The organism is Rahnella woolbedingensis (assembly GCF_003602095.1).
GTDB lineage: Bacteria > Pseudomonadota > Gammaproteobacteria > Enterobacterales > Enterobacteriaceae > Rahnella > Rahnella woolbedingensis.
In genome coordinates this window covers 1-23,444 of record NZ_RAHH01000014.1, presented here as the reverse complement: position 1 = coordinate 23,444, position 23,444 = coordinate 1, and the positions used below count along the sequence as shown (strand labels likewise).

Genomic DNA, 23,444 nt, shown 5'->3' with positions numbered 1-23,444 from the left:
TCCCGGGTGACCTTCAACCTTAAGCCTGACCGAATACATTTTCAAGGTGAGCACGGTAGCGCGCAAAATCACCTTCCACATCAGGCTGTTTAATCACGTCGTTACACATAAAGGTCGGCAGGGTATCAAGGCCGATAAACTGGTTGGCTTTATGCTGCGCCAGATAAACGCCGTCAACGCCGACGCCGTGGAAGAACTGTTCTTTATCTTCGAACGCTTCCAGCGGGGCATTCCAGGTGACGGAAAGCATGTAGCATTTCCCTTCCAGCAGGCCGCCGGAACCGTATTTTTTCGCGTCATCAGAACGGGTACGACCATCGCTGGCGTAGAGTTTACCGTGGCCTTCAGTGAACACTTCATCGACATATTTTTTCAGCGTCCACGGCATCCCCATCCACCAGCCCGGTTGCTGATAAATAATGGCATCCGCCCACAGATAGCTTTCGATTTCGGTCTGCACGTCGTAACCGTCTTCCAGCACAGTCACACGCACGTCGTGGCCATTGTCGCGCAGGAAGCTGGTGGCGACTTCAGTCAGGCTGTTATTCAGCGCGCCTTTAGAGTGGGCAAATGTTTTGCCGGCATTGATAATCAGGATATTGCTCATGGATTTCCCTTAAATAGAATTCTGGTGGTCAGGCTGTTATCACATAGTGTACTTAACTCTGTACCGCAGAAAAATGTGATATAGCGCACAAGACTATTGACTCAGATGCAATAATCGAAGAATCGACACGACAATTTAATCTTTCTTTTGTGGAAAAATGGCTGAAAAAAGAACCATAAACACAGCAACTGTGACAGCCATACGGCAGATGATGTACTATCGCGAACATCATTGCCCTGCGAAAGCCGCCTGTGTGCGCCTGCAGGTGCAAGCTTCCTTAATTTCCAAAAACGATAACGCCACGGGTCTGAGGATTAAACATCAATGAGCGAAATGACTCATGACGGAACAGAGCGTTTAGCACTGCACACGTTTACTGAGAACGCCTATCTCAACTATTCCATGTACGTCATCATGGACCGCGCGCTGCCGTTTATCGGTGACGGGCTCAAGCCCGTACAGCGCCGTATTATTTATGCGATGTCCGAGCTCGGCCTGAGTAATAACGCCAAATTCAAAAAATCCGCCCGTACCGTCGGTGACGTGCTGGGTAAATACCATCCGCACGGCGACAGCGCCTGTTACGAAGCGATGGTACTGATGGCTCAGCCGTTCTCTTACCGCTATCCGCTGGTCGACGGGCAGGGGAACTGGGGTGCGCCGGATGATCCGAAATCTTTCGCCGCGATGCGTTATACCGAATCGCGTCTGTCAAAATATGCCGACGTTCTGTTACGTGAATTAGGGCAGGGGACGGTCGATTATGTGCCGAACTTTGACGGCACCATGCAGGAGCCGAAAATGCTGCCTGCGCGTCTGCCGAATATTTTGCTCAACGGCACCACCGGCATTGCGGTCGGGATGGCGACGGACATTCCGCCACATAACATCCGTGAAGTAGCCGCCGCTGCGGTTGCGCTGCTGGAAAAACCGAACAGCTCGCTGGAAGATTTGCTGGAATTCGTTCAGGGGCCAGATTTCCCGACCGAAGCCGAAATCATTACGCCACGCAATGAAATCCGCAAAATGTACGAATCGGGCAAAGGCTCGGTGCGTATGCGTGCGGTCTGGCATAAAGAAGACGGCAGTGCGGTGATCACCGCATTACCTCATCAGGTTTCCGGCGCAAAAGTGCTGGAGCAAATTGCCAACCAGATGCGTGCCAAAAAGCTGCCGATGGTCGAAGACCTGCGTGACGAATCCGATCACGAGAACCCGACGCGTCTGGTGGTGGTACCGCGCTCTAACCGTATCGATCTTGATCAGGTGATGAACCACCTGTTCGCGACCACCGATCTGGAACGCAGCTACCGCATCAACATGAATATGATCGGCCTCGATCACCGTCCGCAGGTGAAAGGGCTGCTGGAAATTCTGACAGAATGGCTGGCTTATCGTCGCGATACCGTACGCCGTCGTCTGAATTACCGCCTCGATAAAGTCCTGAAACGCCTGCATATCCTCGAAGGTCTACTGACTGCGTTCCTTAATATCGATGAAGTCATTCACATCATCCGTACGGAAGATGAGCCGAAACCGGTGCTGATGCAGCGTTTCGAGCTGTCAGATACTCAGGCTGAAGCTATTCTCGAGTTGAAATTACGTCATTTGGCGAAACTCGAAGAAACCAAAATTCGCGGTGAGCAGGATGAACTGGCGAAAGAGCGCGATCAGTTGCAGGCGCTGCTGGCGTCCGAACGCAAACTGAGCACGCTTATCCGCAAAGAAATTCAGGCTGATGCCGAATCTTTTGGTGACGAGCGCCGTTCGCCGATCACTGAACGCGATGAAGCCAAGGCGATGAGTGAGCACGATTTCATTCCGTCCGAGCCGGTCACGATTGTGTTGTCCGAGTCTGGCTGGGTGCGCAGTGCTAAGGGCCATGACATTGATGCCTCCGGCCTGAGCTACAAAGCCGGTGACAGTTTCCGTGCCGCTGCGAAAGGTAAGAGCAATCAGCCGGTGGTGTTTATGGACTCCACCGGCCGCAGTTATGCGCTCGATCCGACCACGCTGCCATCGGCGCGCGGTCAGGGTGAACCGCTGACCGGTAAACTGACGCCGCCGCCGGGTGCGACCATTGAACACGTGCTGATGGCCGCCGACGATCAGAAGTTACTGATGGCATCTGATGCCGGTTATGGTTTCGTTTGTACCTTCAACGATTTAGTGGCCAGAAACCGTGCCGGTAAAGCCATGATCACTCTGCCGGAAAATGCGAAAGCCTTCGCGCCAATGGAGCTTCATGGCGCCGATGATATGTTACTGTCGATTACAGCCGCGGGCCGTATGCTGATGTTCCCGGTGGCCGATTTACCGCAGTTGTCGAAGGGCAAAGGTAACAAAATTGTTTCAATCCCTTCTGCTCAGGCAGCAAGTGGCGAAGATAAACTACAATGGCTGCTGGTGTTGCCACCGCAAACGTCGATTATCCTGTATGTGGGTAAACGTAAGCTGGCTCTGCGTCCGGAAGATTTGCAGAAATTCCGCGCTGAACGTGGCCGCAAAGGAACTCTGCTGCCACGCGGTCTGCAACGTATCGATCGGGTAGAAGTCGACGCGCCTGCACGTACCACCGGTGGTGACAGCGAAGAATAAGACCGCTGTTGACCTCCTAAAGTCAGGGCACATTTGTGCCCTGAACTCTTTTTGAGGGAAAGCAGTGGCCTGAGACTGTTGTGCAGTGCAAAGATTTTACATTTGTATCAATAAAACCGTTGTACCCTGCTGAATGAGGCTTGAGAATAGTTCACCTCACAGGGAGCGAAACTGCACAGGTTTCTTACCGGCTTCGGCTGTAGTTTTAAGAGGATGTTATGTTATTTATTTTGCGTCTGATTATCGTGGTGGTTTACTCGATTCTGGTCTCTGTTTTTGGTTGTATTTATTGTCTTTTCAGTCCGCGTAACCCGAAGCATGTGTCGACTTTCGGCAAATTGTTTGGCCGCCTGGCGCCGGTATTTGGGCTTCGCGTCGAAAAACGTATTCCTGCCGAAGCAGTGAATAACGGCAACTGTATCTATATTGCCAACCATCAGAACAATTACGACATGGTGACGGCGTCGTCCGTTGTCATGCCAGGAACGGTGACCGTCGGCAAAAAAAGCCTGGCCTGGATCCCGTTCTTTGGTCAGCTTTACTGGCTGACGGGCAACCTGCTGATTGACCGTGATAATCGCGCCAAAGCGCACGGTACAATTGCTCAGGTGGTGACCCAGATTAAGAAAAAAAATCTGTCGATCTGGATGTTCCCTGAAGGGACTCGCAGCCGCGGCCGTGGCCTGATGCCATTTAAAACCGGCGCTTTCCATGCTGCCATTGCGGCCGGCGTGCCGATTGTGCCGATTTGCGTTTCAAACACCAGCAACAAGGTGAAGTTAAATCGCTGGTCAAATGGCCTGGTGATTGTCGAAATGCTGCCGCCAATCGACACCAGCGGTTATACCAAAGATCGCCTGCGTGAATTGTCGGAGCATTGCCGTCAGATCATGACGGATAAAATCGCCGAGCTTGATGCCGAAGTCGCACAGCGCGAAGCTGCTGCAAAAAAATAAAAGTTATCCCACGTAAATTACTGCCCGTTGCCATTGATGGCGACGGGTCATCACTTTTGTTTTCATGGAGAAGATATGTCACTCAGTCGTCGCTCGTTCCTGCAAGCCTCCGGCGTGGCTCTTGCCGCAGGTGCTCTGCCATTAAAAGCAGAAGCGAGCGGTTCGCAACCCGCATTGCCTGTTCCGCCGCTGCTCGAATCGCGTCGCGGACAACCGCTGTTTCTGACTTTGCAGGCTGCTCACTGGTCATTCCTGGGCGGTGCAAAAGCGCCGGTCTGGGGCATTAATGGCATGTATCTTGGCCCGACGGTCAAAGTACACAGCGGTGATGACGTCAAACTGATTTACAGCAACCGTCTGGCCGAACCTGTTTCTATGACCGTCAGCGGACTGCTTGAACCGGGCACTTTAACCGGCGGCGCAGCACGTCTGATGCAGCCGGGCGTTGACTGGTCCCCGGTATTGCCTATCCGACAGGCCGCAGCCACCTGCTGGTATCACGCAAACACGCCAAACCGCATGGCACCGCACGTCTATAACGGCTTGGCGGGGATGTGGATTGTTGAGGATGAAGTCAGCAAGAATCTGCCGCTACCGAATCACTACGGCGTGGATGACTTCCCGATTATCATTCAGGACAAGCGTCTGGACGGGTTCGGCGTACCGCAATACGACACCCCGGCTTCCGGCGGATTCTTTGGCGATACCATGCTGGTGAACGGTGTTCAGAGCCCGTTCGTTGAGGTTTCGCGCGGCTGGGTTCGTCTGCGTTTACTGAATGCCTCCAATGCGCGTCGCTACGAACTGAGCATGACCGATAACCGCGCGTTCCACGTCGTCGGTTCTGATCTCGGTTTCCTGCCTGCGCCGATGACGGTGAAACGTCTCTCCCTCGGGCCGGGTGAACGCCGTGAAGTGCTGGTGGATATGTCGCAGGGCGAGGAAGTGTCGATCACCGCTGGTGAAGCGGCGGGCGTGATGGACAGACTACGCGGCCTGTTCGAGCCTTCAAGCATTCTGGTATCCACCATCGTGCTGACCCTGAAACCAACCGGCCTGCTGCCGCTGGTGACAGACAATCTGCCGATGCGTTTACTGGCGGATCAGATCCTTACTGGTAACGTTGTCCGCACCCGTGACCTGCGTCTGGGCGACAGTGAGCCGGGGATCAACGGCGCGCAATGGGACATCAACCGTATCGATCTCACGGCGCAGCAAGGCACGTGGGAACGCTGGACGGTGCATGCGGATATGCCGCAGACGTTCCATGTTGAAGGCGTTTCCTTCCTGGTGAAAAGCGTCAATGGCGCCGCGCCGCTGGTAGAAGATGCCGGATTCAAAGACACGGTGTGGGTGGACGGTGACGTCGAACTGCTGGTGTATTTCAATCAGCCTTCCTATGAACACTTCCCGTTCGTCTATCGCAGTGGCGCGCTGGAACTGGCCGATCGCGGTTCTGCGGCCAATATGCTGGTACAGCCTTCGATGTAAGCGGTTATCGCGCAATAAAAAACCCGCCTCGGCGGGTTTTTGTTTTATGGCGTTACTGAATATTTTACAGATCCTTTTCCGGATCCGGGCCCAGACGGTGCTCTTTATCCAGCTTGGTGACTTCCGCCAGTTCTTCTTTTTCCAGTTTGAAATCAAACACGTTGAAGTTTTCGCGGATGCGTTTTGGCGTCACCGATTTCGGGATAACAATCAGGCCGTTATCCAGGTGCCAGCGGATGACAATCTGCGCCGGCGTCTTGTCGTATTTCTCGGCCAGTTTCTGGATCAGCGGCTGATCAAATACGCCTTCACCGCCCTGTGCCAGCGGGCTCCAGGATTCGGTCGCAATGGTGTGCGTGGCGTTCCATGCATGCAGCTGGCGCTGTTGCATCAGCGGATGAAGCTCAATCTGATTCACCACCGGGAAAATACCGGTTTCATCTTTCAGCTTCTGCAAATGTTGCAGCGGGAAATTACATACTCCGATGCTTTTCGCCAGACCTTCTTCTTTCAGTTTCAGCAGGGCTTTCCAGGCTTCCACATAATGCCCCTGAGCCGGCTGTGGCCAGTGGATCAGATACAGGTCGACATAATCGGTTCTCAGCTTTTTAAGGCTGGTTTCCAGCGCCTGTGGGGCGTTTAACTGATCGTCGTTCCACAATTTGGTGGTGATAAACAGCTCTTCGCGAGGCACCAGATTGGCAGCAATCGCCTCGCCGACGCCTTCCTCATTCTTGTAGATGGCGGCGGTATCAATGTGACGATAACCGGTTTCAATCGCCGTTTTCACCGCGCTGGTGGCTTCCTGATTACTGGCTTTCCATACGCCAAGGCCTAACTGGGGCATCAGATTGCCATCGTGAAGTTTGATGATGGGTTGCGTTGCCATGAGTTTCTCCTTTCAGGGCAGAGTGCCCGCTGTAAAGCACGGGCACCGTGTAGGGATTGACGTTAAGTCTAGTAAACGAAACAGCATCTTGCTGAGCAGGCTACGCATATTCAGACAGGAAAGATGCTTAAGCGTTCATATCCAGCACCACGCGGTAGCGCGCTTTCCCTTCATGCAGATGCTCAACGGCATCATTGATTTTGCTCAGCGGGAAGTGCTCAACCTGCGGCGTGATGTCATGACGGGCGCAGAACGCCAGCATGTCGGCCAGACGCGAAGGTGAGCCGGTCGGCGAACCGGAAACTTCAGCCTGTTTGCTGATCAGCGCCATCACATGCAGCGGTACCGCTTCCGGCACGACGCCGACAAAGTGCAGGCGGCCTTTCGGTGCCAGTGCGCCGATAATGGCGTCCCAGTCCAGTGAGGCATTGGCAGTGACCATAATGAAGTCCAGCTGACCGGCGATTTTCTTCAGCTCATCGCTGTCACGGGTGGCGATAACGCGGTGTGCGCCGAGTGAAACCGCTTCGTCACGTTTCGCCAGTGATGACGTAAACGCGGTGACTTCGCAGCCCCAGGCATTCAGGAAGCGCAGAGCCATGTGGCCCAGGCCGCCGATGCCAATCACGCCAACGCGGTGAGTCGGCAGCACGCCAAACTGCAACAGCGGATTGAAGACGGTGATCCCACCGCAGAACAACGGGCCGGCACTGGTGATGTCCACGCCTTCCGGCAGCGGAATAGCCCACGCCCAGTGGCTGCGGATCTTATCCGCGAAACCGCCGTGATGGCCGATGATGGTGGCTTCCACATCATGACAAAGATGCTGATCGCCGGACATACACGGGTGACAGTGCATACAGCTGCCGCGGTTCCAGCCCACGCCGACAATCTGGCCCACTTTAAGCCCTTTGTTCTGCGCATGATTGCCAATTTTGACGATTTTTCCGACCACTTCATGGCCCGGTACAAACGGATATTGGGTAATGCCCCAGTCGTTATTCAGCATGGATAAATCGGAATGGCAGACGCCGCAGTAATCAATGGCGACTTCGATTTCTTCATCCCCAATCGGGCCAGCGTCGAAAGCAAACGCTTCAAGTGGCTGGTTCGGGCCGGTAGCGGCCCAGGCGTTAAAGGTATTTTCAGTGGCAACAGGTGCAGACATAAAATCCTCCGAACTATCGGGTTAGATGAATAATGAGTAGAAATAAGGAGTTATCAGAATATATAACCGATGACCGGAACGCCGGTCATGATCTGCGAATGAAAAGTGCGTTCATACAGACTAGCAGTTCATCGCATTTATGCAGGAGTGTCCCCCTGCGGAAGGCGACATTAACTGTAGGAGAAAATGGGCAGCAGCATGATGCCCATTTCTGCCAGAGTCTTGCCTGTTTCTGCTTGTCTCTGTAGGAACATAAGGGGTTATGGCAGAATCATTGCCAGTTTAATGAATAAGTGGAGCACAACGATGGAAAACGTGAACAGCCTGTGCGCCCGTATGGCGGCCAGAGTTGCACAACTCAGCGGAGATAAGAACCTGGTGCCGTCAGCGGTCCCGCAGGTGACGCTGATGTACACCACGCGTTACCATCCGCGCCAGCCGGTTTTGTACAATCCCGGCATTGTTATCCTCTTTCAGGGGCGAAAAGTCGGTTACCTGGGCAAGAAAACCTTCTCTTATGATCCGCATAATTATCTGATGCTGACCGTGCCGCTGCCTTTTGAATGTGAAACCTTCAGCAGCCCCGAAGAGCCTCTGGCCGGTATCCAGATCAGCATTGATAACCTGATGTTGCAGGATCTGCTGATGGATATGGGTGACGAAAGCGTGATGCGTCAGAAAGAATCCTCAACAGGCATCAACTCCGGTGTGCTGGATGGCGATATTCTGTGTGCGACCGAGCGCCTGCTGGATGTGATGGATAAGCCGCTGCACGCCCGAATTCTGGGGCCGAAAATTATCCGCGAAATCCTGTTCTTTATTCTGACCAGTGAGAACGGCGGGGCGCTCCAGGCGCTGGTTAACCGTCATACGCATTTCAGCCAGATTGCCAAATCCCTGCGCAGGATTGAAGCGCAGTACGCCGACAATCTCAGCGTGGAAACGCTGGCCAGCGAAGTGAATATGAGCATTTCGGCGTTTCACCATAACTTCAAAGCGGTGACCAGCACCTCGCCGCTGCAGTATCTGAAAACCTATCGCCTGCACCGCGCACGTACGCTGATGATTTATGATGGTGTGAAAGCCAGCGTGGCGGCTTTACAGGTCGGATATGAGAGCGCGTCCCAGTTCAGCCGGGAGTTCAAACGCTATTTCGGCGTCACGCCGAGCGATGAAATGGCGCGCCTGCGTGAAGGGAGTTCCGGCGTTCTGGCACTAGCGGATGTGGTACTGAAAGCCTGAAGCAGCTGTTCAGAAATGACGGTTCAGAAACGACATTTGCGTTTCTTCCAGATAACCAGCAGTGCACCAGCCAGACCGACGACCAGCAGCAGAACCGGTAAAATCATCAGCCCCGCCATGACCTGGTCTTCATGGCGTTTGACTATCGGAATATGGCTCAACGCGAAGCCCAGAGAAATCACCACGCCGACCCACAATATCGCGCTCAGCCAGTTAAAGAACTGAAAGCGGGCATTGTTGAGGCCGGAGATCCCCGCCATTGTCGGCAACAGTGTCCGCACGAAAGCCAGAAAACGGCCCACCAGCAGCGCCATCAGTCCGTGCTGAATAAACATCTGATGCGCACGCTGATGATAATGTGCCGGAAGCTGCAACAGCCAGCCTTTGACCAGTTTGGTGTGGCCAAGCCACCGCCCCTGAATATAACTCAGCCAGCAGCCCAGACTCGCCGCCGTGACCAGAATAATCAGGGTAGGAATGAAGCTCATCACGCCTTTGGCGATAAGCGCGCCGGTCAGCAGCAGCAGGCTGTCACCGGGCAGGAAAGAAGCGGGCAGTAAGCCGTTTTCAAGAAACAGCGTGGCAAACAGGACGGCATAAATGACCCAGAGGATATTCGGGTCGGCGAGCATACTGAAATCACGCTGCCAGAGTGCATGAAAAATGTCGCAAAGCACTGCCATATTCTGTCCTGTTTCTGTTCATTAAAAACTGTCGCCTGCCAGTGTAACGCGGATCGTAACGCGGATCAGTGAAGGATATGTTGATCTGAGGACACTGTAAAAAGACAGAAGGCTCCGGCATCAGTCGCCCGGAGCTATAGAGAGCTTACAGATTATTATCGATATGCGAATGAATATCCGCCGGTTACCTTACCGATCTGCGCGGTATGTCGCAATCTCTGTGGCTTATGAGGAAGCGGTTATCCGTTCAAAAGCCGCCGAAAGATCGGCAATCAGATCGTCACAGTTTTCCAGCCCGATATGCAGACGCACCAGCGTGCCGGTAAAATCGACGGTTTCCGCCGGGCGGATAGCCTGAATTTCTTCCGGCTGATTGGCCAGCACCAGCGATTCAAAGCCGCCCCACGAATACGCCATGCTGAAATGTGCGAAGTGATCGAGATAATCAGAAAGCTGCTGTTTGCTCAGACGCTGTTTCAGCACGAAAGAGAACAAACCGCAGCTGCCGGTGAAATCACGTTTCCAGAATTCATGCCCTTTGCTGCCAGGCAATGCCGGATGATTAACCACCGCCACTTCCGGCCGCTCTGCCAGCCACTGCGCAATGCGAATGCTGCTTTCTGCATGCTGTTTAAGGCGCACGCCCATGGTGCGCAACCCGCGACTCGCCACATAAGCCGTATCGGCATCGACCATTTGCCCCATCAGGTAAGAATGCTCACGCAGCTGTGCCCAGCAACGTTCATTTGAAACGGCGGTGCCAATCATCGCATCGGAATGCCCGACGATGTATTTGGTGCCCGCCTGAATCGAAATATCGATATCAAATTCCAGCGCTTTAAACAGAATGCCGGCCGCCCAGGTGTTGTCGATCATGATGACAACTTCCGGGTTCACTGCACGCACGGCTTTGACCATCGCCGGAATATCCGGCACTTCCATGGTGATGGAGCCCGGCGATTCGAGGAACACTACTTTGGTATTGGGCTGCATCAGCGTATCTAACGCCGCGCCAATATTGGCCGGAAAATAAGTGGTGGAAACGCCGAGCTTCTTCAGTACTTTTTCGCAGAAATCCTGCGTCGGTTCGTAAGCGGAACCGGCCACCAGAATGTGGTCGCCGCTGCTGACAAAAGAGAGCATGGCATTACTGACCGCCGCCGCGCCACAAGGATAGAGCGCGCAGCCTGCGCCGCCTTCCAGTTCAACCATCGCTTCCTGCAAGGAGAAATGCGTCAGTGTGCCGCGGCGTCCGTAAAACAGCTCGCCGTTGGCACGGTTAGCGGTGGCATGTTTCTTATCAGCCACGGTTTCAAACACCAGAGATGATGCGCGCTGGATCACCGCATTCACTGAGCCTTGCGTGAATTTCTTGTCACGTCCGGCGCTGACCAATGCAGTTTCTATTTTTTTAGACGACATAATCCGTATTTCACCCTGTTATGTTGCGCGGCGCGCTCTGGCATCCGCTGATATGTCATTAACTTAACATGATGAATTTATGGGATCAGACTTTTGGCGGATGAATGAAAAAATTTCAGCCAACCGCGCCCGTTCCACACAAAAAAAAAGCCCGTCATCACGACGGGCAAGGGAGAAACAGGTTTCGGCATCAGCCGGTATAGACGCCGAAGAGTTTGGGCAGGAACAGTGAAATAGTCGGAATGTAGGTCACCAGCATCAGCACCACGAACAGCACGCAGTAGAACGGCATCATGGATTTCACTACTTTTTCGATACTCTGTTTACTGACCGCACTGGCCACAAACAGCACCGAGCCAACCGGCGGAGTGATCAGGCCAATTCCCAGATTCACCAGCATGATCATGCCGAAATGCACCGGATCAATGCCGAGCGATAACACCACCGGTAACAGCACCGGTGTGAGGATCAGAATGATCGGCGCCATATCCATCAGCGTGCCGATCACCAGCAACATGATGTTGATCCACATGAGGATCACGTACTTGTTGTCGGAGATCGAGGTGAAAAACTCGGTGATCCGCATCGGCAGTTGCATGTAGGTCATCACCGCACCAAAGCTGGCGGCAAAGCCAATCAGGATCATGACGATGCTGACGGTTTTGACCGTGCGGTACATCAGTTTCGGCAGCTCGCTCCATTTGTAATCACGGTAGATAAACATGGTGACAAAGAACGACCACAGGCAGGCGATGGCTGCGGATTCCGTTGCGGTAAATATCCCGCTGAGAATACCCCCCATGATGATGACGACGGTCATCAGCCCCCATAGCGTGTCGATGAAAATCTTCAGCGCCTGACGAAACGGCACACGTTCGCCTTTCGGATAACCGCGTTTGTGGGCGAACACCACGCACATCACCATCAGCGTCAGGCTGAGCAGTAAACCAGGCAAAATACCGGCGATGAACAACGCGGCAATCGACACTGTGCCGCCGGTCGCCAGCGAGTAAATCACGGAGTTGTGGCTCGGCGGTGTCAGAATCGCCTGCACCGAACCGCTGGCGGTGACCGCTGCTGCAAAGTCGCGCGGATAACCTTTCTTCTCCATCTCCGGGATCATCACCGATCCAATCGACGCGGTATCCGCTACCGAAGACCCGGAAATCGCACCGAAAAAGGTCGAGGCCACAATGTTGACCAGCGACAGCCCGCCGCGGATAAACCCGACAAATATGTAGGCAAAACTGACCAGCCGGCGGGCGATCCCTCCTTCAGCCATGATCGCACCCGCCAGAATAAAGAATGGGATTGCCAGCAGAGAGAACTTATTCACGCCATTGGTCAACTGGATCATCAGTGCTTCAAACGGCAAATCAATCCACCAGGCACCCGCCAGCGCGCTCAGCCCGACGGCATAAGCGACCGGCACGCCAATCGCCAGCATAACCGCCAGCGTTAACAACAAGATTAATGCATCCATAACAGGCTCCGGTCAGGCGTCAGAATTGCCCAGCATCACCACAGGCCGCTGATGCTGCGGTCCGGCAATGATCTGCTCAATGATGAATAACAGCGTCAGCGCAGAACCGATTGGCAGCGGCAGATAGGTTTGTCCGGCGGTCAGCAGCGGAAATTCCGCCACCGGCTGTTGCCAGAGCTCGCTGCACAATTGCAGGCTGTACCAGAAAATAAATACGCTTATCGCCAGCATCATCAGGTCAGAAAGCAGTGCGGCGAATTTTTTCAGGGCAGGCGGCAGACGGTCAGTGACCATGGCGACCACAATATGCGAACCCGCACGGTAACTGACGGCGGCGCCGATAAAGGTGAACGTCACCATGCACAGAATGGCGATCGGCTCCGGCCACGACAGGGCGCTGTTCATCACGTAACGGGCGAAGATCCCGACCGGGATCACCGCCACCATCAGCAGTAACGCGATCCCGGCGAACCACATCGAGCAGCGGTAAAGGATGTCCATCAGGGTGTGATAACTTGAAATCATAAATCCCCCGGCGAAAGATCATAAAGAGGCAGCCCGCAGGCTGCCGGTATCAGGCTTTACTGAACGTCAGCGATTTGCTGCATCAGATCCTGATGGTCTTTACCGAATTCATCACGGACAGATTGCGTGGCTTTGACATACGTCGCAGGATCAATCTCGTAGAATTTCACGCCGCCTGCTTTCATCGTCGCCAGCGCTTTCTCGTTGTAGGCTTTCCACAGCTGGCGCTGCTCGTCCTGCGCTTCTTTCGCCAGTTTGAGGATTAACTGCTGGTCTTCCGGTTTCAGCTTGTCCCATTTCACTTTTGAATACAGGAACAGTTCAGGAATGATGAAGTGGCGGCTGTAGGTGTAGTTTTTCACCACCGGCAGATAGTTGTGGGCGACAAACGTTGGCGGGTTATTTTCGGTGCCATCAATCACGCCGGTTTGCATGCCGCTGAACACTTCGCTGACACCCATCGCTACCGGGTTTGCGCCCATGGCTTTCAGCGTCGCCAGCGCAATCGGGCTGCCCTGCACGCGGATTTTCATGCCGTGCAGATCTTCCGGTTTCACCACCGGTTCTTTGGTGATCAGGTTGCGCGTGCCGCCATCCATCCAGCCGAGGAACACCAGCCGGGAATTCGGGTTATTGGTGATTTTTTCGCCGATCTCTTTACCTATCTGACCGTCTAGCACTTTGTGCATATGGTCTTCATCGCGGAATATATAGGGCAGGGTGAAGACGTTTATCTCCGGTAAAATCGAGGCGACCGGCGTCATCGACACACGGATGATATCCAGCGCACCGAGCTGTGCCTGCTCAATCTCCTGCTTTTCATCGCCCAGCACACCGCCCGGGAAGGTTTTGATTTCGAGGCGTCCGTCCGTCTGTTTTTGCAGCTTTTCGCCCATGTGCTGAACGGCGACAACATTCGGATAACCTTGCGGATGCACATCGGCGGCTTTCAGCGTTTGTGCGGATACGCCGTGGGTGAACAAGAGGGTCGCGGAACTCAGGCAAAGGCTGAGAAGTGCTTTTTGCATTTTCATCAGTTTGTCTCCAGGGTACTCAGTAAGGGAAAGAAAAATCAAAGCAAGTGTCGATCAGGGCGAACGAAAGCTCTGGCCTGTTCATTATCAAAAATTTCAAATAAGCTTTTAAATTATAGGGATACAAGCCGTACCTGTGTGAGGTCTTCGCCTGTGCAAGCACCTTATCCTATTTTTTGCTGCGCGGTATTTGAGCGTTATCACAAACTCATAACAAATGTAAAAAGGTGTTACTTAATATTTAAAACATTGTTTTGTCTTTAATAGCAAGGCTCAGATGATTGATTTACTGCGTGATTTTTATGGAAAGTGTGACGGAGGCTAAATTGTTCAACCCTTGTACAAACTGGAAAAACCTTGTCATCTGTCAATGACACGCGAGCCTCCAGGCGCGACAATGTAAATAATAATGAGAACGACTATCAATTAGGGCTTTTTCTTTGATATCATTCGGCGTTATTCATTCCTTCTACACACTGATTCTGGCTGGAGGCGACGCGTGAAAACGGCTCGCAATAAGATGAAAGAGGCGACCTCATTACTGATGTCGTTAATGTTGGTTGCTGGTCTGAGCGGCAACGCAATGGCAGCACCTGCGACGCCGGCTGGACAAGCCGTCACTTCTGCAACAACTCAGCCGGCAACGGCAGAAACGCCTGCACCGGCGAGCGGCGATGCAACGCCAGCTCCGGTGATGCAACCGGCCCCGACCGAAGCGACGCCTGTCATTCCAACCGATTTGTCTGTTATGGGCATGTATCACCACGCGGATGTGGTAGTGAAAACGGTAATGATTGGCCTGCTGCTGGCTTCAGTGGTGACCTGGGCGCTGCTGTTCAGCAAAGGCGCTGAAGTATTCACCGGTAAGCGCCGCATGCGCCGTGAATTCGATGCGCTGTCTTCTGTACGTACGCTCGACGAAGCCGCTGAACAAGCCGAAAGCTTCGCCGCCAGCAGCACCAGCGCGCAGATGATCCGCGATGCGCAGAATGAGCTCGAGCTATCTGCCGGTTCTACCGACAACAACGGCATTAAAGAACGTACCGGCTTCCGCCTTGAGCGCCGCGTCGGCGCTGCCGGGCGTCACATGGGCCGCGGCAATGGTATTCTGGCCACAATCGGCGCGATATCGCCGTTCGTCGGCCTGTTCGGTACTGTCTGGGGCATCATGAACAGCTTCATCGGTATCGCGCAGACGCAAACCACTAACCTGGCCGTCGTGGCGCCGGGTATCGCAGAAGCGTTGCTGGCGACCGCAGTCGGTCTGGTCGCAGCGATCCCTGCCGTGGTCATCTACAACATTTTCGCCCGTACCATTACGTCGTACCGTCATCAGGTCGGGGATGTAGCGGCGCAGATTATCCTGTTACAGGGCCGTGATTTGGATCTGGCTGCCAGCGAAGGCGATGCGCCACGCGGTCAGACAGGTCAGTTACGCGTAGGATAAGAGCAGATTATGGCTATTCGGTTAAACGACGATATCGACGAAAGCGGTGAAATGCATGACATCAACGTCACGCCTTTTATCGACGTCATGCTGGTACTGCTGATCATCTTCATGGTCGCCGCGCCGCTGGCCACCGTAGATGTCCGGGTTGATTTACCGGCTTCGACGGCTAAAGCGCAGCCGCGTCCGGAAAAACCTGTCTTCCTGTCGGTGAAAGCAGACAAACAGCTGTTCCTCGGCGACACGCCAGTGAACAGCGATAATCTGACCGCGATGCTTGACCAGCGTACTCAGGGCAATAAGCAGAGTACGATTTTCTTCCGTGCGGATAAGACGGTGGATTACGAAACGCTGATGAACGTCATGGATAACCTGCGTAAAGCCGGTTACCTGAAAGTCGGGCTGGTAGGTGCAGAACAAACCGGTGCCGCTGCGGCGCAGTAAGTTTTATAGGATCCTAATTACACACAAGGCCAGCGTTGCTGGCCTTTTTTTATTTGGGAATCGCGTTGCCTGAATACGGCTTACAGTTTCTGCGTGGCTTTTCCCGCATCCATGTCGCAGCGCATATGATCCCAGCCCTGATAGTTTTTCACTTCGGGTACGTGATCGGGTAAATCCTGCCAGTTGGTTTTGAATTGCGAAGTACTATGGCTAAGTCCTTGCTTGGTCATGTAAACCATTCCCCAGGCCCAACCTGGTGCGCTGGGTTCGACTGTCTGAACCGTCCCATCTTCCAATGTATAAGGAATACCCGGCCCACCGGGAAGAACGCGCGGGTCTTCAAAAGGTTTTGACGAGGTATAGAGGCTGTGTTTTGTTTGTAAGAAACCCTGGTCGTTGACCACGGTGAAGGATGTGACATCTTCGCGAGGCGCATAATCATCCCCATTAGGTTCATTGGGGCCTGGTGAGAACCTTGCAACTTGCCAGGTTTGTCCATAATCTTTTGATATGATAAAACCATCCGACTCCCAATTAGGCAGAGCAATGTAATGTTCTGAAGGATGCATAAATTTACGCGTAAAAATCCGGTAAAACTGGCTTACAGGTTCAGTGTGGATACCCCGCACTGTATCGGTGTACCAAAGTTCACCTTCGCAATCATATCCTTTTAATTCCAGATATCGGTGATCGTCAAAGCGGTACACCACCTGAGTAAGGGGGTCTTTAGCCTGCGCGATAGTAGCCATCAACATCACAAATAAACCTACTAATATTGTTAATCCTTTCATTATTTCTCCGTTTTATTTCAGCTCTTTGTCATTGAGCGTTTTCGGCATATCCCATTGTATGATTGTTATCATACTTGCACTATCGCCATGCGTAATTCCCAGGTCAATTTCTCTACGAGTACGTATATTCGGTTTCAGTCGTGGACCATAATCGTTCACTACGCCGAACTCTCCTGTAGGCAATACTTCATCAGGTTTATTCATATGGTATTTTGTTTCAGCCGTCGGAAGCCGACCTGTCTGATAATATTCTTTTGCCGCTGGATATCCATTCTGTGGGTCACGCCAGTCCGCCCGATGCAGCAATGCTTCCCAGAATTTCCCGTCCTGAAAATCAAAAGACTCACATTGACCAATAGCCAGATCAAACGCCATGGCATGCGACGGAGAAAATTCACTCATCACGATGGATGAATGTTGGCTATAGGCAACAGGATCCGTTGCCAGCCATTCTTTTTCCAGTTCTTCACGTGTTTTAAGCCATGTCAGTTGTTTTCCTCTGTACTCCCGGCTACCTGTTATCACGCCATAAATAACTTCCCTTTTGAGCAGAACACTCTCGTTCGCCAGTTGTTCTTCATTCAGTACCGAACCAGGGGCAAGATCTTGATATTCATTTTTTTCTATTGAATAGTTTTCTTTATTTGTTCTGCTAGTAACCCCCGCTTTAGCCGAATAGGAAATATCCTGATCGGGGCTGTCCGGGTCGATATTGTCAGAGTATGGAATATCGCAGTTATTGGGATCGTTATCCGGGTGATTGTCCTCGCCCATCAGTTTGAAGATGAATGTCTCAGGCAATTCTTCACCGTTAACTATCACATCTTCATAGTCATAACTGGCATTCATAACTGGCGTGGTTTTGTAGTCGCCGTCCTTTTTTGCGGGCATGGAGAAGAGTTTGCCGTCGGGCTTATTTCCCACGACTGCATGCTGATAGAACACTCGCTGATAGAGGTTAGGCATATCCCTGGCAATTTCATGCGGTATTCCACGCCATCCAAAACCTTTGATATTCTGTAATGAAACGGTGCCGTCATCCGGGCAAAAATAGTTATACACTTTGCCATTATTGTTACGGTTAAAGCGCGGATCGCTGTGCCATTTGTTCTGGTCGGCCTCCCCAAGCACACATAACTCCTCAAACTGCTTAATTTCCCCACCGCTGTAAGAACCGCCTTTGTATTGTGTCGCCATCAGCTTGCAGAAGTTTTTGAGTGTCTTTTCCCTCGCTTCCGTCGTCTGATGATGGCCTTCCTGGAGATTTTCACTGAACCGGCTTTCCAGTGAGTACGGGGAGTGATTAAAGATGGTGCAGTTGGCCGGTTTTTGACCTGCTTGTTCAACCAGCATATTTGCCAACATAGTAATAATGGTACCCTGACTGTGGGCGACAATATTGATCACATCTTTTGCTGTATTTGGTTCGTTTCGGATCTGAAGTATCAAATCCGCCAGCCGCTGTGCGGCAAAAAATTGATAGATGCGGTGCGGATTATGATAAATAGGGTGGGTGAAATCCCCGCCGTTCATATACAGAGTGGCAAATCCCGCCGCCGCAACGACCGTACCGTTAGAACCCGGCCCGAGCATGTCCGGGATATTGGTTGTCGCATTGGCAAATGTACCCCCATTTTTGGCGTAATTTTCATCAAGCGTATTTTTAAAACAGTCATTCTGAAACTTTACGCTGTTATGGCCATCATTCCCCTGAGCAGCCATTTTTTTCGGATCGTTTTCCTGGTAGGCATCGTAAGGGAGTTTCGGGTCTTTGCTTAGTTTATTGACCTCATCACGGTAACGTTTTTGATCTGCCACGTAATCATCATGCGTGACCGGCTTATAGCCCCAGTAAAAGGGGATGACTGGCGAGCGGCCGGCCGCAGTACTGGATTTCTGCGGGTCTTTTGCCGGGATGGCGAGGTAATCTTTCCAGTCATGTGCGCTTAAATCCGTGCGGCTGAGACGATTTTTCAGTCCGGTAATGATCCCTGTTTCCTGATTCTGATAGGCTTCACCCACGTCATTCACACCATGGATCAGAATAACAATACAAGGCATTGGATTAGGTTTTTCGTCCTCTTTGTTTTCGGCCTCATCACCGGTTGCGGGAACATTTGCCACACGAATTTCGTCTGCAAGTTCCGGCAATGGGTCCTGCATTAGCCCCGCCATATTCACCGTATTCCGGTGATTCATAAACATCTTATCGGTCAGGCGGCATGCGGGTTTGCCTTCAAAGAACACATCAAATGAATGGCTAATCCAGTCGGCCTCCGCTTTGTTTGTTCCGGATTTAACTCCGCCCATTGAACCGGATTCATCATAAATGCTGCGGGCAAATTTTGAGCCGAAATTAGCAATCGTGTTGCCGCCGTCAGCAAATACGCTGCTGGTACCGTTGGTTAAATCGGCGGAATACGCTTCGTTTTCATAGGGTACAGGCACGGCATCCGGAGGTGTTTTACAGACATCAGGCAATGTGTTGTGAGTGAACCCACCGCTGCCTTTGTGGCACAGCGTTAACCCGTTAATATTAATCGTTATCATGCTGCTCCACTCCCTGGGTTATTGGCTTAAGCACCACCGCACAGCGTTGATGGCCGTCTGAACTGGACAGCACTAAAGTGCATTTTCCCTTGCTTTTATCTTTGTCTGATTTTATCTGCCACGCTGCCAATGCCAGATGGGTGACTATGCTGGCGCAGCCTAAATCACCGCTGGCCAGCACCGGTGCAATACGCTGGAAATCATTACTGAGAAAGCCACTTAAGCGGGAAAGGGTAAAACCGTATTCATCAAAGCGATAAATCTCACCATTTACATCGGTGAAAAGATGCGAAATCGCATTGATATCGGCTTGCCTTAGCGCCTCATGGGCGGCTGCGCTCAGCCCGAATCCGAGACAGGGCTGGTCATCATCAGGTAAAACAGATTCTTCAGTTGCAGCAATTCCTGGCAAAGCGCACCAGCAAGAAAAGGATTTTGTCGGCGCTAATACCAGTACCGCAGCGCCTTCACCGGGAATGCGGCCATAGGGATTTATACGAGGTTCGTCTTTGTAACGACTATAGCTGCCGTGCAACAGTCTTTGCTCTTCAAGCCAATTCAGTGTTGCAGGCTTTAACCAACTCTCAACGGCGACGAGGATATCCAGAGTTAATTTGGTGTCATGCAGTTGCAACTGACGGATCTGAAGTAGTGCGTTCCCGGCTTGTGCATGATTGCCCCGCAGTACATTAACTTGCTGGCAGTCTGGCAAATGCGTTGATATTGATGCTGTCAGCACCAGTTCAAGCGTGGAATGGACGCCGGGCCGGTCAGCAGGGGGCAATATGAGCCAGAGGCGTGTTGGCAGATTTATCAGATCTCCTGCTGATAACAGCGCATCTTGTATCGCGTTGTCTGCAAGCACCTGCCAGCGGGAAATATCAAAAGCCAATTCACGTTGTGGAAAATAGCTGGCTTTCACCGGCATACCACAGCGATCAGTAACATAAGGAAGCTTACGGGAAAGAGAAAATTGTGTTCTGACTGCGATATCCGCCAGTGCCAGTGTCGGACCTGAAGGGAATGAACAGCCAGCAGCGATGATCCCAAGACTCATGATAATTGCTCCCACTCTTTGAACTGGGTTGGCAAAACCAGCGGGTGGTGATTCAGACGTTTCTTTTCAGTAATCGTCGTGAAATCCAACATGTTGGCCTTCCGGTGACAGGGCAGTGCGGTATGCCATACCACGCTAAGTCGTGGGTGATCCGGCTCAATAATGACTGTGTGTATTTTCGCTCTGTGTATGCTGACACTGCCGTCGGTAAACTGAGTTCTTAAATTGAAGGAAATCTTTGGGATTGCGAAACTGAGTATATTTGATGGGCTGAACGATGGCGGGGTAAGGTTCGCCAGCGTAACTGTTTCATTTCCTTGTAATTGACCTGCGGCATACTGCGGCGGAGGTGCTACCTGCCAAAAACGCGGGTCAAAATCTTCAGGTAATAAAGGGGATTGGGTTTCCTGCCAGTGCTTATCATAAGTTCCCGCATGACAAACGCGTCCCGGCCACTGGCGGGGCACGGTACCAAAGCCTGGATATCCTGAATCAGACAAAAATTCAATTTGAGGAAGCCGTGATCGACCCTTTTCCGGATTTTCATCAAAAGTTATTCCCAGCGGATTACAAATACTTTCATCAGAAAAAGAACCCTGCGCCATATAAGGATACCGCAAAGGTATGCTTAGAAATTTTGAGGGCGAGTCGTAAGAATCACCATTCCAGATACGCGGACCTCTTACACGTGCAAGGCGACATAACCCGGAAACTTTCAGGCCTATAAATAATCTGTTCACGGGGAGATTATTGGGTGCCCAGGCGTGGCCATTGAGTAGAATATCTGTGGAATTCTTTTCTGGGCCCAGATCTGTTTCATATAATATCTCATCGCTGTCAGGAGATATCACAATGCTGCTATTAACCGGTAACGGTGAAGATAATTGGGTTGAGCCGTCAGCGCGGATGTCGTAGGTTGCTTTCATCGCCACAACCCAAACTTCTGCTCCATTAACATCTCTGTACCACCCTCGCTCTGCACTGTAAGGGGTTTCATTTTTTAGGCTCCACATCCTGTGTTCCTTAGTTAATATCAATACGCCCGCCAGACAGGCGATTAACACCTTCTGCATCGCTGAGGATATAGTCACCTTTTAGAACGATTTTACCGTTGGGATAAAGGGTGATGCTCGATTTTCCGCAACTGAGAGTAATCTTCTTTTCGGAAGAAAAAATAACTTCATCAGCATCTTTACGCGTCGTGTTATCATTTTGCGCAGTGGGGATTTCTTTGGTATCTAACATATTTTGTGCATCCTTGTTTTCCCGTTATTCATATCAGGAAATATGAAGAAAAGAGGGCATGGGGAGAGTGCTGACTTCTTGTTTCAGGTATTGCAAACGGGCAATAGCCAAAGGATGCAGCGCAAGTAAACCACGTTGTAATACTGATTGCTGTCCTGCAACTGTCGCGGGATAACCACCTGTATAAAAATACGATTTTTCAAAGTTGCAGGAATTTTCTTCCCACCATTGATCAAAAGCAGATTTATCTGCCCAACTGAGATTTTCGTCATCTTCATTTTCAGGGATCGTGTCATCCTGAGTCAGGTGTGAGGAGTATACAGGAAGCGGAGATAGCTTATTCCAACCGGCCTGTTCCGGACTCTTTCCGGTAATCATAACGATAGAAGCAGCACTCAGACGGGCATAGTCAGGTGACTCGAGATATTCACTGAGTATGGGAATATTTTCTGGCATACCCGATATTCCCAGTGCGCTCAGATACAAGCGTTTGTCAGATGATTTCTGACTCAGTATATCAATACAACGAGTTGGTGAATAACCGGTATTGAGAAGGTATAACTGCACTGCTCTTTCACGAATATTATCGTTATTACATTGAATAAGCCGGAACAGTAACGCCTCAATAGAAATACCCTGGTAAGGTAAGTTCCGTACCAGTAGGGTTTGTATTGCTTCTAGGCTTATTTGAACGTCTGGGGAGTTTAAGAGTCTCTCGACCAGAGAGAAATAGTCAGGATCCCGTTGCTGATGAAGTGCATAAATTAATCCTGGAATTGCCACGGGTAAATCTTCAAGTTTGCTAATTTCAATATCTGTCAATGCTGGTGCTTGTGGGAGTCCATTTTTCTGATATGTGGAAATAACACGGAAAAGTGGATTTGTAAATGTGAGTTCCCATAAAGAAGACTTTACTGGTGCCCACGCAATAAGAGGGTTAATGACAGAGAGTAAATGCGGTATTGCTTGCATAAGCCCCAGGCATCCTTCCAGCAGTTGAATATTACCCGAGTGGAATGCGAAGACACCCATTGCAAACACATCTCCGCGACTCAATGGTGAGTCGAGTTGTGTTTCGAAGTAAGAGGCCGCCTCATTTTTAAGATAAAGCAAACCTGAAATATAAGTGTGTAATCGCTTATCCCATTTAATCAAATCGTCAGTATTATGGTGATAGGAGTGCAGAAGACCACTCCGGCGGCGATAATCCAGCGATAACATATCTGCATATTGTTCCGCGAGCAGCGGGGCGACACCGGTTGTGAGATTAATCATCAGTTAATATTGACCTTACCTGAGACTTGTTTGATGTCTTTTTCCCCATTCAGCAGGATTTTTACGCCATTCAGGGTAACTGTCCCATCCTTTTTCATTGTCAGCAGGCTTTTTCCTACCTGGATGGTGAGACTGTCCTTTACCGTCAGCGTGTAGTTTTCGCCGATGGTAATCATTTGCGATTTTTTGACATTTTGTGTATCGACACCTGTCACGTCGCTGCTCTGGTTGTTGCCGACGGTGGCATGTCGATCATTGGTCACATCGAGATGCTGGTCATTACCGATTGTGGTGTGGTGGTCATGCGCAACGTCAAGCTTTTGGTCGTTGCCAACCGTCACTTCACGGTCATTTGTCACGGTGGTTTTCTGGTCGTGCCCGGCAACTTTCTCTTTACCCACCGTCACCGTCTGCCCTTTGCCCACCGTCTCGGTGTGGTCCACCACCACATCCGTCATCCGGTTATTCAGCACCTTGGTCTTCATGTCCTTCTGGGCATGGATCGACAGCAGCTCCTGTGCGGTGGCATCTTCGAAC

Annotated in this window: 21 protein-coding genes; 6 read left to right on the top strand and 15 right to left on the bottom strand. The window is 51.6% G+C overall.

Annotated features, from left to right (window positions below; translation table 11 throughout):
* Positions 1-19: 19 nt before the first annotated feature.
* Positions 20-607: an NAD(P)H-dependent oxidoreductase gene (locus tag D6C13_RS13160; RefSeq protein ID WP_120133189.1), complete on the bottom strand. Its 588-nt coding sequence runs from the start codon at positions 605-607 to the stop codon at positions 20-22.
* Positions 608-931: 324 nt separating this feature from the next.
* Here D6C13_RS13160 and parC point away from each other — a divergent pair, with 324 nt between their 5' ends.
* The 3 genes from parC to ftsP all read left to right on the top strand — a co-directional run bounded on the left by parC (position 932) and on the right by ftsP (position 5,652).
* Complete coding sequence (parC, locus tag D6C13_RS13155) at positions 932-3,205, top strand: DNA topoisomerase IV subunit A (protein WP_120133188.1); 2,274 nt, start codon at positions 932-934, stop codon at positions 3,203-3,205.
* 218 nt (positions 3,206-3,423) lie between these two features.
* Positions 3,424-4,161 carry a 1-acylglycerol-3-phosphate O-acyltransferase gene (locus tag D6C13_RS13150; protein WP_120133187.1) on the top strand — a complete coding sequence of 246 codons (738 nt, stop codon included), beginning with the start codon at positions 3,424-3,426 and terminating at the stop codon, positions 4,159-4,161.
* Positions 4,162-4,236: 75 nt separating this feature from the next.
* Complete coding sequence (ftsP, locus tag D6C13_RS13145; RefSeq protein ID WP_120133186.1) at positions 4,237-5,652, top strand: cell division protein FtsP; 1,416 nt, start codon at positions 4,237-4,239, stop codon at positions 5,650-5,652.
* 64 nt (positions 5,653-5,716) lie between these two features.
* Here the strand turns inward: ftsP and dkgA are convergent, their stop codons facing one another.
* Positions 5,717-6,541, bottom strand: a complete 825-nt coding sequence (dkgA, locus tag D6C13_RS13140; RefSeq protein ID WP_120133185.1) for a 2,5-didehydrogluconate reductase DkgA — start codon at positions 6,539-6,541, stop codon at positions 5,717-5,719.
* A gap of 127 nt (positions 6,542-6,668) precedes the next feature.
* The gene (gene ahr / locus D6C13_RS13135) at positions 6,669-7,709 is read right to left on the bottom strand and encodes an NADPH-dependent aldehyde reductase Ahr (protein ID WP_120133184.1); all 1,041 of its coding nucleotides are present in this window, start codon (positions 7,707-7,709) and stop codon (positions 6,669-6,671) included.
* Positions 7,710-8,015: 306 nt separating this feature from the next.
* Here ahr and D6C13_RS13130 point away from each other — a divergent pair, with 306 nt between their 5' ends.
* Positions 8,016-8,951: an AraC family transcriptional regulator gene (locus D6C13_RS13130; RefSeq protein ID WP_120133183.1), complete on the top strand. Its 936-nt coding sequence runs from the start codon at positions 8,016-8,018 to the stop codon at positions 8,949-8,951.
* Positions 8,952-8,974: 23 nt separating this feature from the next.
* Here D6C13_RS13130 and D6C13_RS13125 read toward each other — a convergent pair whose 3' ends face one another.
* From D6C13_RS13125 to D6C13_RS13105, 5 genes are all read right to left on the bottom strand, one after another.
* Positions 8,975-9,634 carry a DedA family protein gene (locus D6C13_RS13125; RefSeq protein WP_120133182.1) on the bottom strand — a complete coding sequence of 220 codons (660 nt, stop codon included), beginning with the start codon at positions 9,632-9,634 and terminating at the stop codon, positions 8,975-8,977.
* Between the two features lie 225 nt (positions 9,635-9,859).
* Positions 9,860-11,056 (bottom strand): cystathionine beta-lyase, encoded by a 1,197-nt coding sequence (metC, locus tag D6C13_RS13120; protein ID WP_120133181.1) that lies wholly within the window; start codon positions 11,054-11,056, stop codon positions 9,860-9,862.
* 190 nt (positions 11,057-11,246) lie between these two features.
* Positions 11,247-12,539, bottom strand: coding sequence for a TRAP transporter large permease (locus tag D6C13_RS13115; protein WP_120133180.1), 1,293 nt, complete (start codon positions 12,537-12,539; stop codon positions 11,247-11,249).
* A 12-nt stretch (positions 12,540-12,551) separates the two neighbouring features.
* A complete protein-coding gene (locus D6C13_RS13110; protein ID WP_120133179.1) occupies positions 12,552-13,064 on the bottom strand; it encodes a TRAP transporter small permease in 513 nt (170 codons plus the stop codon).
* A gap of 56 nt (positions 13,065-13,120) precedes the next feature.
* Positions 13,121-14,098 (bottom strand): TRAP transporter substrate-binding protein, encoded by a 978-nt coding sequence (locus tag D6C13_RS13105; RefSeq protein WP_120133178.1) that lies wholly within the window; start codon positions 14,096-14,098, stop codon positions 13,121-13,123.
* 520 nt (positions 14,099-14,618) lie between these two features.
* On the opposite strand from D6C13_RS13105, the gene exbB reads away from it, so the two are divergent.
* Positions 14,619-15,545, top strand: a complete 927-nt coding sequence (gene exbB, locus D6C13_RS13100) for a tol-pal system-associated acyl-CoA thioesterase (protein WP_244212689.1) — start codon at positions 14,619-14,621, stop codon at positions 15,543-15,545.
* Positions 15,546-15,554: 9 nt separating this feature from the next.
* Positions 15,555-15,989: a TonB system transport protein ExbD gene (gene exbD, locus D6C13_RS13095; RefSeq protein ID WP_120133176.1), complete on the top strand. Its 435-nt coding sequence runs from the start codon at positions 15,555-15,557 to the stop codon at positions 15,987-15,989.
* Positions 15,990-16,069: 80 nt separating this feature from the next.
* On the opposite strand, the gene D6C13_RS13090 is transcribed toward exbD, so the two are convergent.
* The 7 genes from D6C13_RS13090 to D6C13_RS25645 form a co-directional block, all read right to left on the bottom strand.
* Positions 16,070-16,780 carry a T6SS immunity protein Tli3 family protein gene (locus D6C13_RS13090; RefSeq protein WP_425272715.1) on the bottom strand — a complete coding sequence of 237 codons (711 nt, stop codon included), beginning with the start codon at positions 16,778-16,780 and terminating at the stop codon, positions 16,070-16,072.
* Positions 16,781-16,792: 12 nt separating this feature from the next.
* The gene (locus D6C13_RS13085; protein ID WP_120133175.1) at positions 16,793-19,330 is read right to left on the bottom strand and encodes a T6SS effector phospholipase Tle3 domain-containing protein; all 2,538 of its coding nucleotides are present in this window, start codon (positions 19,328-19,330) and stop codon (positions 16,793-16,795) included.
* The gene (locus D6C13_RS13080; protein WP_120133174.1) at positions 19,317-20,387 is read right to left on the bottom strand and encodes a hypothetical protein; all 1,071 of its coding nucleotides are present in this window, start codon (positions 20,385-20,387) and stop codon (positions 19,317-19,319) included. Before D6C13_RS13080 ends, D6C13_RS13085 begins: the two co-directional genes overlap by 14 nt.
* Positions 20,384-21,400: a DUF2169 family type VI secretion system accessory protein gene (locus D6C13_RS13075; RefSeq protein WP_120133173.1), complete on the bottom strand. Its 1,017-nt coding sequence runs from the start codon at positions 21,398-21,400 to the stop codon at positions 20,384-20,386. Before D6C13_RS13075 ends, D6C13_RS13080 begins: the two co-directional genes overlap by 4 nt.
* A gap of 10 nt (positions 21,401-21,410) precedes the next feature.
* Positions 21,411-21,632, bottom strand: a complete 222-nt coding sequence (locus D6C13_RS13070; RefSeq protein ID WP_120133172.1) for a hypothetical protein — start codon at positions 21,630-21,632, stop codon at positions 21,411-21,413.
* Between the two features lie 33 nt (positions 21,633-21,665).
* On the bottom strand, positions 21,666-22,907 hold the full coding sequence (locus D6C13_RS13065) for a hypothetical protein (protein ID WP_120133171.1): 1,242 nt from the start codon (positions 22,905-22,907) through the stop codon (positions 21,666-21,668).
* Positions 22,907-23,444: bacteriophage T4 gp5 trimerisation domain-containing protein (locus D6C13_RS25645; protein WP_425272714.1), on the bottom strand; the 538-nt coding region annotated here is incomplete at its 5' end. The genes D6C13_RS25645 and D6C13_RS13065, both read right to left, overlap by 1 nt.